At 61.5% G+C, this 18,914-nt stretch carries 9 protein-coding genes; 6 read left to right on the top strand and 3 right to left on the bottom strand.

Annotation, left to right across the window (positions count from 1 at the left end; genetic code table 11):
- The first annotated feature begins 242 nt into the window (after positions 1-242).
- From A4A58_RS24835 to A4A58_RS24815, 5 genes are all read left to right on the top strand, one after another.
- Positions 243-7,655, top strand: a complete 7,413-nt coding sequence (locus A4A58_RS24835; protein ID WP_068737201.1) for a peroxidase family protein — start codon at positions 243-245, stop codon at positions 7,653-7,655.
- A gap of 92 nt (positions 7,656-7,747) precedes the next feature.
- Positions 7,748-9,511: a type I secretion system permease/ATPase gene (locus A4A58_RS24830; RefSeq protein ID WP_068737198.1), complete on the top strand. Its 1,764-nt coding sequence runs from the start codon at positions 7,748-7,750 to the stop codon at positions 9,509-9,511.
- Entirely contained in the window at positions 9,508-11,505 is a 1,998-nt protein-coding gene (locus A4A58_RS24825) for a calcium-binding protein (protein WP_068737197.1), read from the top strand. Before A4A58_RS24830 ends, A4A58_RS24825 begins: the two co-directional genes overlap by 4 nt.
- A 20-nt stretch (positions 11,506-11,525) precedes the next feature.
- Positions 11,526-12,881, top strand: coding sequence for an HlyD family type I secretion periplasmic adaptor subunit (locus tag A4A58_RS24820; protein WP_068737195.1), 1,356 nt, complete (start codon positions 11,526-11,528; stop codon positions 12,879-12,881).
- 497 nt (positions 12,882-13,378) lie between these two features.
- Positions 13,379-13,678: a hypothetical protein gene (locus A4A58_RS24815; RefSeq protein ID WP_068737193.1), complete on the top strand. Its 300-nt coding sequence runs from the start codon at positions 13,379-13,381 to the stop codon at positions 13,676-13,678.
- 154 nt (positions 13,679-13,832) lie between these two features.
- Here the strand turns inward: A4A58_RS24815 and A4A58_RS30950 are convergent, their stop codons facing one another.
- Entirely contained in the window at positions 13,833-13,988 is a 156-nt protein-coding gene (locus A4A58_RS30950; protein WP_158005741.1) for a hypothetical protein, read from the bottom strand.
- An 11-nt stretch (positions 13,989-13,999) separates the two neighbouring features.
- On the opposite strand from A4A58_RS30950, the gene A4A58_RS24810 reads away from it, so the two are divergent.
- Complete coding sequence (locus tag A4A58_RS24810; protein WP_068737191.1) at positions 14,000-14,344, top strand: KTSC domain-containing protein; 345 nt, start codon at positions 14,000-14,002, stop codon at positions 14,342-14,344.
- Positions 14,345-14,350: 6 nt separating this feature from the next.
- Here A4A58_RS24810 and A4A58_RS31705 read toward each other — a convergent pair whose 3' ends face one another.
- Entirely contained in the window at positions 14,351-14,473 is a 123-nt protein-coding gene (locus tag A4A58_RS31705) for a hypothetical protein (protein ID WP_283804907.1), read from the bottom strand.
- Between the two features lie 395 nt (positions 14,474-14,868).
- Complete coding sequence (locus A4A58_RS24805; protein WP_068737188.1) at positions 14,869-18,906, bottom strand: hypothetical protein; 4,038 nt, start codon at positions 18,904-18,906, stop codon at positions 14,869-14,871.
- Positions 18,907-18,914: the final 8 nt, after the last annotated feature.

Below are 18,914 nucleotides of genomic sequence, written 5' to 3'. Positions count from 1 at the left end.
TCCATAACGCTAACGGTGCCGGATAATGAAACCACCTTAGTTGACAAATGTCTCGGGACGTTTGTCCCGAACTCTTTCGGGACATTTCTCCTACCTCTTGGGAGGACATCTAGCCCAGAGCCTGTCGGGACATTGTTCCCTTACAGGCTGCCTCCGCAACCTTTCTGATGAAGTAGAGAACGGACCTCGATCAGCGTGGGCCATATGCCTCACGTTGTCAGCAAAGGGCAGGGAGACACGCCATGGCCACCAGCTTTACCGTCAACAAAGCCGACCTCGAGTTCATCCTGCGGCAGATCAAGATCGCGGAGGCGACTTCCCTTGGCTATACGCCAGCCGTCGCACCTGTGTCGATTCAGCAGGCGATCATGGATGCCTACGGTCTCTCGGCCGCCGACGCCGCAATAGCACCGTTCGGCCTGCGCACAGTCGACGGCAGCTTCAACAGCCTGGTCGCTGGTCAGACCAGCTTCGGTGCGGCAGACACCCTGTTTCCGCGGCTGACCGATCCGGTCTACCGGAATGAAACAGACGGAGACTGGATCGATCTCAACGGAAATGGCGTTCAGGACCCGGGGGAGGTTCAGGGAAATTACGGCATTCCGGGCACCGTCGTCGATGCGGATCCGCGCATCATTTCCAATTTGATCGTCGATATGTCGGTCAACAACCCGGCGGCGATTGCAGCCTACCTTGGCAATCCGCTGTCCCTCGAGCAGTTCGAGGCAGATCATCCAGGTAGGAACCCGGTCGCACCTGGCGGCGTCGTTGATCCGCTTGTCGACCTCGAAATCACCAACGCCGATCTTCAAACCATTCCGAACCAATCGCCCGACATCGGCCTGTCGCCCGGCTTCAATGCGTGGATGACGTTCTTCGGGCAGTTCTTCGACCATGGCCTCGATCTCGTCACCAAGGGCGGCAACGGTACGGTGTTGGTCCCGCTGCAGGCGGACGATCCGCTGATTGCCGGTGCTGATGGCATCCTCGTCGATGATCCGGGCACCGCTGGCAATGAGGCTGCGGACAATCTGCCCCCGCACCTGCAGTTTATGGCGCTGACGCGTGCGACACCCAAGACTGTGGACGGCGTGACCGGGCAAGAAAACACCACGACTTCGTTCGTCGACCAGAACCAGACCTATACATCGCACGCCTCGCACCAGGTGTTCCTGCGGGAGTATCAAATGACTGCAAACGGTGCAGTCAGCACCGGCAAAATGCTGGACGGTAGCACCGCGAATGGATCGGTCAATGGCGCGATCGGCAACTGGGCCGAAGTCAAGGCGCAAGCGCTGACGATGCTCGGCATCCAGCTGACCGACTTCGACGTGCACAACGTACCGCTCCTGCTCACCGACCAATACGGCAAATTCATTCCGGTCGCCTCCGGGGCCAACGCCGGCTATGCGCAGATGATCGTCAGCGCCGGCGCTGACGGAATTCTGAACACCTTAGACGATGTCGTGAAGCAGGGCACCGCCCTCGGTGCGACTATAGACTCGACTGTCTTGCGCACCGGCCACGCGTTCCTCAACGATATCGCACACCACGCAGCGCCGGGGATGTACGATTCCAATGGAGATCACGTCCCGGACGCGGCTCAGGTGGCTGACACGGATCCCGGTGTTGGTGATGATGGACTGGCCAGCACTTACGACGACGAGATGCTCAATGCGCATTTCGTCACCGGCGATGGCCGCGGCAACGAGAACATTGCGCTCACGGCTGTTCACTCCATCTTCCATTCCGAGCACAACCGCCTGGTCGACGCGAACAAGGCGACGATTCTCGCAAGCGGAGATTTGGCCTTCATAAACGAATGGCTGTTGGTTGACGTGGCGGCGGTTCCCGCCAGTGACACCGGATTGGTGTGGGACGGCGATCGCCTGTTCCAGGCCGCGCGCTTCGGCACCGAGATGCAATATCAGCACATGGTGTTCGAAGAGTTCGCGCGCCGCATCCAGCCGATGGTGGACCCCTTTATCTTCAACACCAGCCCCGACGTCGACCCGTCGATCGTGGCCGAGTTTGCGCACACGGTCTATCGCTTCGGACACTCGATGCTGACCGGTACCGTTGATCGCCTGGAGAATGATCTGACCACGGTCAACGGCGAGGCGAACCAGAAGACGCTGCTCGCGGTGTTCCTCAACCCGCAGCAGTACATCGGCAGCGGTGACGATCTCGCAACGATCAACGCCAACATCATCCGCGGCCTGTCACGCGACGTCGGCAACGCGATGGACGAGTTCATCGTCACCAACGTGCGCAGCCAGTTGTTGGGCCTGCCGCTCGACCTGGCGGTGCTGAACATTGCACGTGGCCGTGAAACGGGGATTCCGTCGCTTAACCAAACCCGGGAGCAACTGTACAACGACACCGGCCTTGCTGATCTCAAGCCCTACGAAAGCTGGGCCGACTTCGCGATGAATATCAAGAATGCGGCCTCGGTCGTCAACTTTATCGCGGCCTATGGCACGCATGCGAGCATTACAGGCGCTACGACGCTGGCGGACAAGCGCGCGGCGGCGGAGGAACTGGTGTTTGGCGTCGATGGTCCGGATGCGGATGGTTCGGTGCCCGCCGATCGCATCGCCTTCCTGAACGGGCCGGCTGCAACCACCGGCGTCAATCTGATCGACCTGTGGATCGGTGGCCTGGCCGAGAAGAGCCCGGAGTTCGGCGGCATGCTGGGCACGACCTTCAACTACGTGTTCGAGTACCAGATGGAGCAGCTGCAGTTCGGCGACCGCATGTATTACCTGAGCCGGACGCAAGGCACCAACTTCCTCAACAACCTCGAGCCCAATACCTTCTCCGACATCGTGATGCGCAACACCGACCTCGGTGGCATCTATTCGACGCACTTGAACGGCGCGCTTTTCACCACGCCGGACCATTTCATCGAACTCGATCGCGGCATCGCGCAGACAGACTATAATCCTGGCGCTGACGACCCCTCCACGCCCAAAATCGAAGGAGCGGGGATCGACCCCATTTGGGACGGAAGCAATCCCGTCACTGAAGCTATCCTCGGCCCCAAAGTCGTGCGCACCTACAGCGGCGCCACTATCGTTGATCCCCTGACTGGAATTACCCATGATGTCGGCGGCACCCTCAGGGCGCTAGGCGGCGAACATTATGTGCTCGGCGGGACCGAAGGCGCAGACAATATCTGGGGCGACAGCGGCATCGACACCCTGTGGGGCGATGGCGGTAACGACTACCTCAACGGCGGCACGGAATCCGACGACGTGTTCGGCGGCGAAGGCGACGACATCATTGAAGATCCGTTCGGCGACGACGTGTTGCGCGGCAACCAGGGCAACGACGTCATCACCGCCGCCCGTGGCGCGGACTTGCTGTTCGGCGACCAGGGCCAGGACTATATCGTGCTCGGCCAGGATGCTTCTGAGGTCTTCGGCGGCACCGAGACCGACTTCATTCTCGGCGGCATGGGCAAGGACTTCCTGCTCGGCAACGAGGGCGACGACTGGATGGAAGGCGGCGGAGGTTTCGACACCATCGCCGGCGAGAACTCGGAGCTTTTCTTCAACAGCCCGATCATCGGCCACGACGTATTGTTCGGTCATGGCGACGAAACCGACTACGACGCAGAGTCGGGCGACGACATCATGGGCTCCGGCCCCAGCGTCTATCGCTATGAAGGCATGTTCGGCTTCGACTGGGGCATCGCCAAGAACGATAACTCCGCCATTCGGTTCGATCTGCAGATCCCGATCTTCACGACCATTCCTGAAGACGTGCTCCGTGATCGCTTCGACCAGACCGAGGCTCTCTCGGGTTGGAAAAACAGCGACGTCCTGGACGGCGACGATCGTGGACACAAAGGGGGCGGTTCTTCCGCACCTGACTCCGTGCCGACGCAGTTGTTTGCCGACCACCTGCTGACCCAGGAAGGCATCGACCGGATCGATGGAATGCAGGAATGGTTCGCCGGCGCCCGCCAGACGTTGTTCGGCAGCGCCTCGCCTATCCCTGGAACGACATCGCTGCCGGCTACGACTTATCGGGACGGCAACATCCTGATGGGCGGCGACGGCAACGACTTCCTGCGCGGACGTGGCGGCTACGACATCCTCGATGGCGACGCATGGTTGAACGTGCGCATCAAGATTGTCCATGATGGGGTGACCTACTCGGCCGAGTCGATGACCACCGATACGACGGTCATGGGTGAGTTTGCCGGCAAGGTTTACAACACCAATGCGGACGGCAGCCCGAACTTTGCCAGTGTAGCATTCGGCGGCGCTTCCCTGACGTCCTTGCTGCTGAACCGGACCATCAACCCCGGCGAGATGAGCATCGTCCGCGAGATCCTCGATGGAACGGTCGCCGCTGGTGAAACCGACGTCGATACGGCGATCTTCCAGGGCACGCTGGCCGAGTACGAGATCGAAGGGCGTGTCACTGATGGCACGAACAACAGCGGCAATTTGCTCGTGCAAGCGCATGACGTGAATGGCGACGGCTTCATCTCCGTCAGGGACAAGGATACCGGCGCTGTCGGCGCCATCATCACCGGTCCCGACGGTCTGCCGCTGCAGCTCTCCAGCAGCCGCGGCGCGCTCACCGACGACATCGACCTTCTCAAGAACATCGAGATGCTTCGGTTCGCCGATGCGACAATCGTGATTGGCGGCAATAACCGGCTCGCAACGGGCACGGTGACGATCGCCGACCTGCAGAACAAGCTCGTCAATCCCGCGGACGTTTCGACCACCTTCGACCTCGACGGCAATCCTGCGACGCCGGCACTGGTCACGCCCTATGTTGGGCAGGTGCTGAAGGCGTCTCTATCGGGCTTCGCCGATTTGGATGGCATCCCCCTCGGGCCGAATGGCCTGCCGGTCGGGCTGACCTTCGAATGGCAGACGACCGAAACCGGGGGCAACGCAGGCTGGACGAAGATCACGACCGGCGACAGCTACACCGTACGGTCGGTCGACCCTGGCCACATCCTGCGGGCGGTCGCGGTGTTCCAGGACAATACCGGCGCGACCGAGACGATTATCTCCGTCGCAACGGACGGGGCTACCCCGGCGTTCCGTGTGAACGAGAACAGCGGGACCAACACGGTCGTCGCGACCTCGATCCCGTTCAACCCGGACTATGATCCCGACCAGACTCCGGGTGGGCCGACCGACGGCGACATCGTTGTCCTGACCCACGTCATGAGTGACAGCGCGGGGGGACGCTTCAAGCTCGCCACCGTCGGCGGCGTGCAGCAGATCCAGGTCGCAAACGGCGGACCGAGCAATCTCAACTACGAGGTCGATAACGAGTATCAGATCGTCATCGACAGCTACGTTGACGCCGCCACCGCGGCTGCCCTTGATCCGGCCGGGCGGATCGCCTCACGCCAGTTCACGGTGTTGCTCAATAACGTGGAGCCGGAAGCCGTCAATACGCCGGCAACTGGTACGGTGGTGATCAACGATCTGACGCCGACTGAAGGGCAGGTGCTGAGCCTCACCGCGACGATCGCGGACGCCAATGGCCTCGGGCCGTTCGGCTATCAGTGGCAGTCTTCGCCGGACGGCACGACCTGGACCAACATCGGCGGGGCGACGACCGCGAGCTTTACGCCGGACAACAACCTGTTGACCTCGTTCGGCGATCAGGCTGGCCTTCAGCTGCGCGTCAGAGTCCAGTTTACGGATGGAGCTGGCACGCTTGAAACCGTGTTCTCGGCGCCGACCGGGCCGGTCGGCGTGGATTGGGATGGTATTCCAGCCACCAACAACACCTTCAACGGGACCGCTGGCGACGACATCGCCGATGGCGTCAGCCCATTTATCGTCTTCGGCGGCGCCGACACTCTGAATGGCAATGGTGGAAACGACATCCTGAACGGCAGTGGCGGCAACGACACCGTCAACGGCGGCACCGGCAACGACACGCTCAACGGCGGTGCCGGAACCGATGTCGTGAACGGTGGCGCCGACAGTGACACGATCACCCAAACCAGTACTGACGGGCGCGATCGGGTCGACGGCGGAACCACCGGCGCTGGTCCAGTAGATACCTCCGTTGATACCTTCGTCCTGAACGGCGTCGCCGGTGCGGAGACTTTCAGCATATACGCCCGTGCTGCATGGATTGCGGCAGCCGGTACACCTGCGGCACAAGCCACACGGGCAGCGCAACTCTTGGCGTCCACTGAAATTGTCATCACCAGGAACGGAACTACCAACGCTTCCGTGATCGCTGAACTCGACAATATCGAGGAAATCCGGGTCAATACCCTCAACGTGACGACACCTGGCGGTGCGGGCGGGGGTGTTAATGGCGGCGACACGATCCAGGTGATCGGCGACTTCAGTGCCACCAGCCTGAACTTCAGTACCATCACCATCGATGGGGACGTCGGCGACGACACCATCGACATCTCGTCGCTGACGTCGGCGCACCGCATCGTCTTCAGGTCGAACGGTGGCAACGACACCATCATCGGGAACCTGCGCCCCCAGGATGTGATCGAGCTGCCCAACGGTGCGACGGCGGCCGACTACACTTCGACCACCGACGCGAATGGTGTGACCACCATGACCAACGGCACCCACACCATCATCTTCACAGCCACCGACGGCATGCCGCAGGTTGGTAACGACGATGACGATGATGACGACGATACCGCCGGCAACGACGATGACAACGACGACAGCGGCTGCGACGACGACGGTGACACCGACACCACTGGTGGAACTGGAACGGCCGCTCCAGTAACCGGCGTGGTCCGGACGGGTACGCCCTTGGCGGACGTGCTGGCCGGAACGGCAGGCAATGACAATATCATCGCCTTCGCGGGAGACGACGTCGCTACGGGCGATGCTGGTGCCGATGCGATCTCGGCCGGAGAGGGCGCCGATTTCGTCAGCGGCGGCGACGGACGCGACGTGATCTTCGCCGGCGCCGGTGATGACCAGGCGTTCGGCGGCGGCCAGGCCGACGTCATCTACGGCGATGCGGGAGCCGACCGCATCTTCGGCGACGGAGGCAACGACCTCATCAATGCCGGGGCGGGAGACGACGCGGTATTCGGCGGTGCCGGCAACGATCTGATCGTGGCCGAGATCGGCGACGGCAACGACGTCTACTTCGGCGGCGACAGCGATGGCGGCACCGACGTCGACACGCTCGACATGTCGGCGGCGACCGCGAACGTCACGGTCAACCTTGGGTCCGGTCCATTGTCAAATGGCACTGCTTCCAGTTCCCAGACCGGCAATGACACGATTTGGGGCATCGAGAACGTCAATACCGGCTCCGGTAATGACACCATTACCGCAAGCGGTGCGGTCAACGTGATGCACGGCGGTGCCGGCAACGACACCTTCAAGTTCCTGTCGGCATCGTCGGCTGATGGCGATACCGTTGTCGGCTTTGAGGCTGGTGACCGTGTCGACCTGACCGCGATCGATGCCAACGTGGGCAGTGCAGGCGACCAGAGCTTCACACTGGTTTCCGGCGCGACGTTTACCGCGGCAGGCCAGCTGGCGGTAACGTTCGAGTCGCGTGCTGACGGTGACTTCACCGTGGTTCAGGGCAACATCGACGGCAACGCCGATGCCGACTTCAAGATCGAAATCTCGGGGCAGAACCTGACGAACGCAAACCTCGGTCTCTAGGAGCCCGGCGACATTACGGGAGGCAGATACTTCTGCCTCCCAATGAGTCGAGGTCCTCCCCTCCAGCCATCGTCCTAGTTCGGGTGCATCACATGGCCAATTTAAAAGAGCTTACCCCCGCAAAGCGCCGTAATCTTGCGGAACTCACCCGCGGCTTTCGGGGGATCGTGCTATTTTTGTTTCTGATCTCCGGGGTGATCAACGTGCTGGCGTTGACCGGATCGCTTTACATGATGCAGGTTTATGACCGGGCATTGACCAGCGGCAGTATTCCTACGCTGCTGGTGCTTTCGAGCCTGGTCATCGGCCTCTATCTCTTCCAGGGCTGCTTCGATGCCATCCGTTCCCAAGTCTTAGTGCGCGTCGGCGCTCGGCTGGACCGAAAGGTAGCCCCGTTGGCCCATCGAGTGGCAATCGACATGCCGCGTTTCGGGTTCTCGACGTCCGAAGCTCTGGAACGAGGACGGGACGTGGATACGGTTCGCGGTTTTCTGGGCAGCCAGGGACCGGCGGCGCTGTTCGATCTGCCGTGGATGCCGATCTACCTGATCTTTATTTACCTCCTGCATCCCATGCTGGGCGCGCTGACGCTCGCGGGTGCGTTCGTGTTGACGGTGCTGACCGTCATCAGTGAAGTCATGACGAAACGGCTCAGCCTTTCCACCCGGAAGGCAGCGATGGCACGTAACACCATTGCCGACAGCAACGCGCGCAATGCGGAAGTGCTCAAGGCCATGGGCTTCGCCGGCCGCGCCGTGAGCCGGTTTAACGAAGCCAATGGCGAGCATCTCGAGCTTCAGACCAAGGCAAACGACATCACGGGAACATTTGCCGCGGTGTCGCGGGTGCTGCGTATGCTGCTGCAGTCGGCAGTGCTTGGTCTCGGCGCCTATCTCACGATCAAGGGCGAACTCACCGCCGGCGCCATCATCGCTTGTTCGGTGGCGTCCGCGCGCGCGCTGGCGCCGGTTGACCTGGCGATCGGCAACTGGAAATCGTTCGTCGCGGCGCGGATGGCCTATCAGCGGCTCCGCGACACGGTCGTGGCGCTTGCCGCCGCAGATCAGCCGATGAAGCTGCCGGTGCCAAGCAAGCGTCTCACCGTAGAGAAGATCACTGTCGCGGTGCCAGGTTCAGGGCAGATCATCCTCAGCGATGTCGCCTTCGAGCTCGAGGCCGGTCAGGCGCTCGGCATCATCGGCCCCAGCGCCGGCGGAAAAACTACAATGGTGCGTGCGCTCACCGGCATCTGGCCGGTGCTGCGCGGCGGCGTCCGGCTCGATGGTGCGGATCTCACTCAATGGCGCGAGGAGGAGATCGGCCAGCACATCGGCTATCTGCCGCAAGAAATCAGCCTGATGGATGCGACGATCGAAGAGAATATCTGCCGGTTTGAGCCTGAACCTGACTATCGGAAAGTTGTCGAGGCGGCGCAGGCCGCTGGCGTGCACGACATGATCCTGAAAATGCCTGCCGGATACCGTACGCAGCTCGGCCCCCAGGGCGCGGCGCTGTCAGCGGGCCAGCGGCAGCGCGTGGCCTTGGCGCGCGCGCTCTATGGCAATCCGTTCGTCGTCGTCATGGACGAACCCAATTCGAACCTCGACGGCGAGGGCGAGGCGGCTCTGACCCAGGCGATCGAGGGCATCAGGGCCCGGGGCGGCATCGCCATCGTGATCGCGCACCGTCCGAGCGCGCTGGTCGCGGTCGACCTCGTCGCCATCGTGCAAAACGGCCGCATGACGGCGTTCGGCGACAAGCACGACATCATGACGCCGGCACTCCAGCCGGCAACACGATCCGTTTCCGAACCCGATTCTGACGAACTCCGAACGCAAGTAAGGAGGCCTGCATGATTACAGCCAAGGGACTCAAACAAACGCAATCGCAACACTCGCAACCGAGCCACGAGGACTATGCCGAGAAGCAACAAGGTAAGCGCAATATCGTGCCGCTGGCGTTCCTGTTGTTTCTGACGGGGTGCGCGGCATATCTGAAGAGCTTCCTTCCGGTCTCGATCGAGGCTCGCGAGACGCAACAGGTCGGCAAGCTGGACGATGATGATCAAAGCGAACCACGAGGCGAAGGCGACGTCGGCGTTGCAACTGACGAGCCAGCAACTGACCAAGAAGTGGCCCCGGGCGACGGCCGCCCCCGCTATTCGTCTGACAACGTGATTCCGATCAGTCTTTTCCGGGAGAACGGCGGCGGCCTGACGGTTGATCCAGATTCAATTCAACCGGCCGCACCGCTTGCGGTCAAGGTCGCGACAGCCGATAGCGGGGACGCGTTTCGGGGCAACGATATTCGCTCGCCGACTGCATCGAGCTCGAGGGACGGTGGTGGCGGGAGCGGTGGTGGTGGGGGTGGTGGTGATGATAGCAAGGGTGATGGTAGGCAGCCCACCCCACGCGATCCACCCGTAATTTCCACCCCGGAGCCTGTTCGCAATCGGGGCCCGCGCACCAATGGTCCGGTACATCTACAGGACGTGGCCGGTTGCCAGGTGTTGATGATTTCGGTGCTGGCCCTTCTGGCCGGCGCCACGGACGCGGACGGCGATCGGCTGAGGATAACGGGCCTTTCGTCTACGTCGGGTACGCTTACGCAAACCGAAGATGGCGGCTGGGTGTTCGCCCGCGATGCCGGGATGCTTGGTGAGGTCACACTAACCTACACCATCAGCGACGGCACGGCATCCGTCCGGCAGACAGCCTATTTCAGCGTTATCGAGCCGTCGCCGATCATGGGCAGCGCCGAGGATGATAATCTCTTGGGAACGCCGTGTGCAGACAGTATCGATGGTCGCGATGGTGACGACAACATCGACGCCCGTGGGGGCAACGACATCATCTTCGGAGGCTCCGGCGACGACCACATTATCGCAGGCGCCGGAAATGACACTGTCTATGCAGGAGCGGGCAACGACGTGGTGTTCGCCGGCCTGGGCAACGACATCGTTTTTGGCGGGTCGGGTAACGACCACTTGTATGGCGAAGACGGTAACGACATCATCGTGGGTGAGGATGGCGACGATTTCATTTCGGGGGGCGCAGGGGACGATATTGCGCTGGGCGGCATCGGCAACGATACAATTCGGGGCGATGTCGGAAATGACACGCTCGATGGCGGCATCGGCGACGATAGCCTCTCCGGAGGCGCGGGGAACGACGTGATCGTTGGAGCGGCGGGCGACGATGAGCTGCTCGGGCACGACGGCAACGATGTAATTTCAGACGGAACCGGTCGGGATACTGTTCACGGCGAAGACGGCGACGACCATGTCATAGCCGCAAACGACTCAGTCGATGACACCTACGACGGAGGCGGCGGGCAGGACAGGCTGGACTACTCGACTGCGATATACAGCGTCGCGGTCGACGTCGGAAGGGGCACGGCCGAAGGCGCCGATATCGGCCGGGATATGATCGCCGCATTCGAGGAGATCGTTACAGGGTCGGGTGACGACCATATCGTTGGCGGATCAACCTCAATCTCGATGACGGGCGGTGACGGCTGCGACACGTTCGAGTTTCAAAGAGCAGACGAAGATGAGCAGGCGATAACGATCCGCAAGATCACGGACTTCACGGTGGGCGACCGGATCGTAGCTGCGACTTACGAGATCAGCTTTTCCGACGAAGCGGATGTCGAAGAAGCGCTCTCCGACATGTTCGAGGACATCTATCTGGCGGAAGGCGACAAACGCCCGGTGCGGTTCCGCTTCGAGGACATCGACAGTGACAGGCGGACGATGATCGAGGTGCACGACCGGCCTGATGCCGATGACTATTTCACCATTGAAGTAGTCGGACATCATCAGCTTCAGTTTACCATTATCGGTACTTAGGTGGGCGAGGAAATCAGGCCATGAAACAATACCCATTGGAAGAGTTCACCGCGGATCGATCGCAATCCGCCGCTGCTCCCACCGCGGAACGGTCATTCCGGTTGTGGCCCCGCGTGCTGAGCGGTCTGGCGCTGGTAGTCTTGCTGGTGTTCGGTTGCGGCGGATGGGCGGCGATCGCAAGTCTTGAGGGCGCTGTCGTTGCTTCCGGAATCGTGAGGGTGGACCAGAATCTCAAGGAGGTTCAGCATAGGGATGGCGGCATCGTGAAAATGCTTGCGATACGGCAGGGAGATCTGGTCGGGGAAGGCCAGGTTCTTGCGACGCTGGACGATGTTCAGATCAGGGCGGAGCTTCTTATCGTGCGCTCACAGCTCGGCGAAGCCTTGGGCCGCCAGGCGAGACTGATTGCGGAACGCGACAACCTTCCGACGATCGAATTTCCGGCCGATCTCGGGCGAGTGTCGAGCGCCGCGGATATCGTGATGCACGGAGAAAGCCGTTTGTTCACGGGTAACAAGGTCGGAAGGGACAGCCAAAAGGAGCAATTGGAGCTCAGCATCACCCAGACCCTGGAAGAGATTAAGGGAATGGAAGCGCGGCAGGTAGCCAAGGAGGAGGAGATAAAACTCGTTGGCGCTGAGCGAGACAAGCTCGATGCTTTGTTCGAGAAGAAGATTGTTGAGTACACGCGGGTCTACTCAGCGCACCGTGATTGGGCGCGGATATTGGGTGAGCGCGGCGAGATCTCGGCCGGCATCGCCCGCGCCAAGGTACGCGCCAGCGAAATCAGGGTCCAGATCATTGCTGTAGACCAGAATGCCAGCACAGAGGCGCAGCGCGATCTGCGCACCGTGGATGCCCGCATTTCCGAATTGAGCGAACGCAAGCTCGCAATCGAGGACCGTCTGTCACGCACCGAAATCAGATCTCCGGTTTCGGGTTACGTCAACGAACTGTTTGTCCACACGGTGGGCGGCGTCATTACGCCTGCCGCGAAGATCGCTACGATCGTTCCTCAAAATGCTGAACTAAAGTTCGAGATCAGGATCTCGCCCGCCGACATTGACCAGGTAAGGGAAGGACAACCGGCCCGGATTCGCCTCACCGCATTTAACCGCACCACGACGCCCGAGATGAAGGGCCGCGTCACTATGGTCTCGCCTGCCTCGGCCCGGGATTCAACGAACGGTCAGGAACACTATATTGCATACGTCAATTTGCTCCCGACTGAGGATGCCATCGTTCAATTGAATGGAATGAAGCTGGTACCGGGAATGCCGGCAGAGGTGTTTGTTTCGACCCAAGAAAGAACGGTCGCATCCTATCTCTCTAAGCCCTTTACCGACCAGATGAACCGCGCTTTCCGCGAGCGCTAACCCGAGCAGATCGCCGACCCCAACAGCCCATCCTTCGAGAAGTCAGCACTTCCGGAAGGCAATCGAATGAATGGATCTCATCGGAACGACCTAGAGAAGGCCCAACTTAGCAGGCCGATTGCATTGTAGAGATCGTGTTGAAGTAGCCTTGGAAACGTTCCGGAATGCTCGATACGTCAGTCTCAGTGAACTCGACCGCAATCTCGGAATTCGACTGCAGAGTCCAAGCGAATTCCAACGAATCCGAAACAGGGTCGATGATGAGCGTCGTCAGGTGCCGGTCCCATACGCTTCGGTGAACATCTCGTTCGGAACCGGCGATCGAGCATATCGCTGAATTGCTGGAACTCTGTCCGCGGACAAAGCGGTAACGATTTCACTGAATTATTCACCTTCGATCAGATCGTGTTTTCGGCGGGGCTTTGGTTTTCGGAGCTGCAATATTGCGCCGGTCGTGAACTCTGCCACCCTCTAACGGGCAGGATGGGGTGAGCGATATGATTGAGCCGATCAAACCGGGGGACGACCTATTTCCTTTTGATATCGAGATCGTCAACGGGCAAGAGCGCGTGACACTCAAGAAGGATTGGACCGACGAGAAAGAAATCGACCTTGATATAAGGACGATCGACTATTGGCTTCAATTCGATAACGAACACAGGTCTGCGGGGCTGATCAACATGATCGCGAGCTGCAGCATACGATCACGAAAGGTCGGCACCGAGAAACAAAAAGAGCGCTTCCTAGAGTTTCTGGCTCTTAGGGAGGAATGGCTTCGCACTCGAAGTACCACGTAAATCGTTACCTTCCCAACGAAGGCGGTGAGGGATCTTCATCCGGTGATGGATCTGGTAGAACTGCAGCGGGGTCGTGATGCCGAACACGGCGGTCTCCGTCAGGCTATAAATAGCCGCAGTCTAACTGCAAATGCTGCCGCCCAAGCAGCGTCAATTAATCCGTCCGCCCCAACAGCTTCGCCATGCGCTTCAAGGTTTCGCCATCCGGCTCGCCGTGCTCGATAAGCTCGGCTAGCTCTTTCATTTCCACTTCGGCCGGTTCAGTCTGAGGCTTCGGCTTCTTCAGCCAGGTCACGACCTTCTCGAACATCGTAATTCCCCATGCTTCGATTTGTCCTGCTACTCAGCACTTCGCTTGCCGGTGCCACCTGGGCCACTGCCGAGACCGTCGACGTGAAGTATTACGGCCAGCTGGACCTCAAGACCTTTGCGTGCACCGAGATCACGCGCAGCAGCTTCGTCAATCGCACCTGCTATGACAAGGCTCAACAGTTCATGGTCGTACAGCTCAACGCCACTTACTACCCCTACTGCGAGATGCCTGTAGCCACCTATGAGGCTTTTCTCGCGGCACCGTCCATGGGCAAGTACTACAACGCCAACATAAAGGGGACGGGCAAGGATGGCCTGTACGACTGCCGGACGCATCGTAAGCCAACTTACTGACCGACATCAGAGGCGAGTGGCGACGATGATGGCGATGACCAGAAAGCAAGCGCCTCCGATGCCCAGTACCCCTTCGGCGCTGACATCGACTCCAAACAGCTTGATGCGGAATTTCGGCGGGCGATTCATGACGTAGCTCTCCATTTAAACTTCGGGAGCTACGAATCACGGGAAACAAGCAAGATTCATAAGGGTGATTTTTTGGAGCGGTGCAAGGGGTGTGACCTGACTATACACGTCGTTCGCAGGGGCCGAGTCCGCGTTTCCTAACTGGTCCGCGTCACCCACCCCATAAGCTTATATTTGCTTACGTTTTTTCGTTTGCGCCGAAGCAGGGTAACCCTAGACAACGGACGCCGATTTCTGTGGATATCAATACGGAGGGCGCCTCATTAGCTCAGGCAGCCGAGAGATATTCGCCGCCTGCAGGTGAGCCGGCGGCGTTTGGGTCGCGGCCACTCAACGACGCCCACGTCGAAGGCGTGCACAATAGGAGCTTGGTTGTTTGGTGATGCGATGCGGCATTAGCCTGATGGTGCCTGGGTTCCGACGCCCGGAGCGATTCCGGCGATCTCTTCCAGCGTCGAGCGGACCTGCGGGATTAAGCTTGTCGCCACGGCGGGTGCGAGGACGAGCAGCAGCCGCGCCGCCGCGGCCATTGTCCGCTCGGGCGCGGCCAGCAGCGCTTCGACCGGCGGTGCCGTCGTTGCCGGCAGCGACAGACGAAACCGCGCGTTGCGGACCAGATGGTCGGTTCCGGCGAATATCCACGCGATCAGTGGCTGGGCGACGCCGTCGCGCAGCCTCGAGCTGTTGACGTGGAACAGCAGCCAGACGGCCGCCCAACAGAACTCCGCGGGACGTCCCGACAAATCGTCTCGCACCACCCAGATCGAATTGGCGGCGCCTTCGCGGTCGGAGGTCAAGGTGCCGAGCGCACCGTCCATGCGACGCAGCAACGGATGGAGCGCCGCGACCTCTGGCGCCGCGAGGCCCTGTTCGACGATGGAGGCGATCGCATCGAACGCGCGCGCCGTCGCTGCACCTGTCGCGAAGCTCAGCATATAGTCCTCGGCGGCGCGGTGGATGTCGCTTGGCGCATCCGCATCGATCACAGCGAGCGGGATCGTGCCGCGCTTGGGATTCTTGAGTTGATCGACGCCCTCGCGCGCCTCGCCCGATGAGATTATCCTCGTCATCGAGGCGTGCCGTCGCACGCGTGCTACGAAGTCGGTCGGGTCGTGTGTCGCGATCGCCTTATGGTCCTCGGCGATCGCCGCCGAAATCTCCGAGGAGAGGATGGGGCCGTCGACCAAAAAGGACCGAAATTCGCGGTAGAAACCAGTCGGTTCGGCGAGCTCGTGGTCGGCCTCGGCGAGAAAATAGAAGGTGAGGTCGAGCGCGATCACCGGGTGCGAACGGATCGCCTCAAGCGGTTCGGGATTGCTTGCGGCGCCGGGCTGATAGACCACTTCCTCCTGGCCGCCGGCCTTGGTTCCAGTGATCTCGCGGTAGAGCCAGAGCAGGCCGTGGCGCACCACCCGATGGCAATGCGCTTCGGCGAGCGTTCCTTCTTCGTCGATCGTCGGCAGCGCCGTCAGCGCTTCGCGCATCTTAAGAATGGCGATGTCAGGCCGTCCGGCCTGGTACGCCGCTTGCGCGGTGTCGGCGAGCAATCCGATCGCCATCGCCCGCACCGATGGGATCTCGGCCGGCGTCGCGGCGGCGGCCTGAGCGCGTTCGAACCAGAGCTGCGCCGCTGGCCAATCGCCAAGTATCGCCGCGCTGATCCCCGCTTCGCGCGCGATATGGGCACGCTCGAGGGTGTCCTGGCCGCCTGCCTCGGCTGCCGCAGTCAGCAGCGGCAGTGCGGCCGCATGATCGCGCCGGCGCCAATGGATCTTGGCACGCGCGCGGCCGAACGCGACGTCGAACCCGATCCGCGCTTCCGCTTCGGTCAGGCAGATGAGCGCGCGTTCAGCATCGCCGCCATTTTCGTCGATGCACATGGCCTGCGCGATCGCGCAGCGCGAGGCAAGCATCGGATTGCCCCAGCGCATCGCCAGTTCAGCGCAGACGCCGTATTCGTGTTGGGCTACTTCCCAGTCGAAGCCCTCGGTCCGTGACTCCTTGAGCCAGCCATGATTGACTAGGACGGAGATGTCGCCGCGGCCGGGCTGGAATGACGAGAAGAGGCGCTCCCTTGTCCCCGCATCTTCACGTTCGAGCCGCTCCAATATCGTGCGGAACCGGGCGATGGTCTGGATGTTGCGTAGCTGGCCGGCGAACAGAACGCCGCTTACATGGGGATTGCTGCCCGACTTCGACGTGAAGTTACGGCTGGTCGCGGCGAGCCGCGGTTCGGACTGGCAGAGCCGGTCGAACCGGAGCAGGATCTCAAGCCAATCCTCGAACAGCTCGCCGGTGCGCGGATGGAGCAGCAGCTTGGAGAGCGCGAAACTCTCGAACAGCTCCTCGCCCTTCACATGGATCCGCTCCTGTTCGAGCGCGTCCCAGCAGGCGCGTGCCCGCTTGGGCGAGCCATAGGGGAGAAGGACAAGAAGTTGGGTGAGCCGCATCATCGTCGAGGCAGCCAGGTCTTGCGGGAAGATCAGCGTGTCTGTGGGCAAGAACATGAGCTCGGCCAGGAACGGTGCGAGCATCTCAATCATCTCGAAATTGCAAGTGATCACGCTCTGCGCGAACGCGACGACTAGATCGGTCTCTTCGCTGTTGAGCGCATGGTGCATGGCCGCCGGTGCATCGGCAGCGTCCATATCTTTGCCGCGCATCATCGCGTCCGCCACGCAGCGATGGACGGCACGGCGTTCGGCCCCGGAGAAGACGTCGGCGGCTGCGTCCTCAAGCAGGGGCGAGACGCGAAGCCGGTTGCGCCGGAATGGCTCTATCCAGGGCCCGACCAGCTCGTCGAGTACCAGGCCCCCGCGCGCTACCGCGGGGTCGAGCCCCGCGATCTGGATGGCGAGGTTGCGGGTGAAGCCCCCTCGGATCAGGCTCGTGCGCAACAGCAGCGTTTGCGCATCGGCCGACAGCGCGCCGACCAGCCGTTGCCGCACGGCGCGCCTCTCCGCGCCGATCTCGGACTGGAGCTGGCCGCCCAGCACTGCGGAGATCGAAGCGCGCGACCAGTTCCTGCTTTTCAAATGGAGCAACGCCGCCATCGTCAATTGCGGGTGGCCGTTCGCGGCCGCACGATAGACCGAACCCGCATACTTAGCGTCGCCGCCTGCGGCGGCCACGAGGCCGCCCACTTCCGCCTCGTCGAAATAGGGCATATCGATGGGCGGCACTGCGCCGGGTGCTAGCTGGTGCAGAGTCGTGTTGGCCGGAGCGCGATAGGTGGTGACAATCGCCGTCTTGTCGCGCCGCCTCAGGCTTGCGAGCACGCGAGCCAGTGCGTCACGTACGGCCGGGTCGTCGAGTTCGTTCAGATCGTCGAGGATGACGTGCATCGCGGATGACGCGGCCAGCTCGCCTTGCAAATGGGCGAGCCGCGCCGCGGTTTCTGCAGGCGGCAGGTGACGGAAATCGGCGATCGACCAGGGGGCGCCGCTCTGCGCCGCGACGAGCCGTGCCGCGAGCGACTTGCCTAGCCCAGTCGCGCCGCTCGCGATGGCAAGACCGCACGCGCGCCGGGCTGCGTCTATCGTTGCCACCAGCGCGTTGCGTGGTGCATAGGTCGCGGGCAGCGGGAGATCGCTTGCCGGGACCAGTAACTCCGTGCGCGATATGGTGTTTGTGGCGCCTGGGCCCTGGAAGGCGGCCGCGAGCTGCTCGATCGGCACAGCGACCAACGTGGCTTCATCGATCAGTGCCAACAGGTCCGCGCGGCGGAGCGCGCGTCCCTCCTTGGAGACCGCAGTCAGCAGGATGCGTTCGAGCACCGCAGAAGTGAGATTTCTGGCCGTGTGGCTCGACAGTCGCCGGGCAGAGGCGACATATTCGATAAACCCTACTTCCAGATCCGAGCGCACGTCGGAAAGTCCCGGAGCGCCGCAGTCCCAGTGAATGCGCTGCAGGAAATCGTTGCGAAATGCCTCGTCCGATAGAGATTCCAGATGGATCCGGGTGACTTCCTTGAGATCGAGCGCAGCGATCAGCACACGGAGCGGCGCCGGGTCTGCGCCGGCGGCCGCGCGCCGCCAATAATGAAGCGCCGGTGTCGCGTCGATACGATGCGCCTTATTGCGCTCGAGACCGATCTCTGAGGTTGTCAGATAGTGGAGTGAGACCGTGCGGCTTGGATTTCGCGCGACCAGGTCGACATAGGCATCGATCGCGGTTCGTACCCCTTCCGTTTGGAGGGTAATGTTGCCGCTGCCAGCGGTATCCTTTACTTGCGTGCCTGCTAGCGCCTGCTGCGTCGTGACAGAGTAATCCTCGGCTACTTCGAGGTGAAGGATCGCCCCGTCGCCGAGCGCGAGCCAAGCGAGGCTCGACACATAGAGTTGATAAGCATAGCCGCGCAGCGCCGCCACAGCCTGGCGCGTGGCGTCGCCTTGTGGCGCATCGAGGCGCGGCCCTGATCCGAAAACCTGCATTACGGCCT

Source organism: Tardiphaga robiniae (genome assembly GCF_001618955.1).
Taxonomy (GTDB): domain Bacteria; phylum Pseudomonadota; class Alphaproteobacteria; order Rhizobiales; family Xanthobacteraceae; genus Tardiphaga; species Tardiphaga robiniae_A.
Note: the sequence above shows the minus strand (reverse complement) of the source record. Positions and strands in the feature narration are given on the sequence as shown.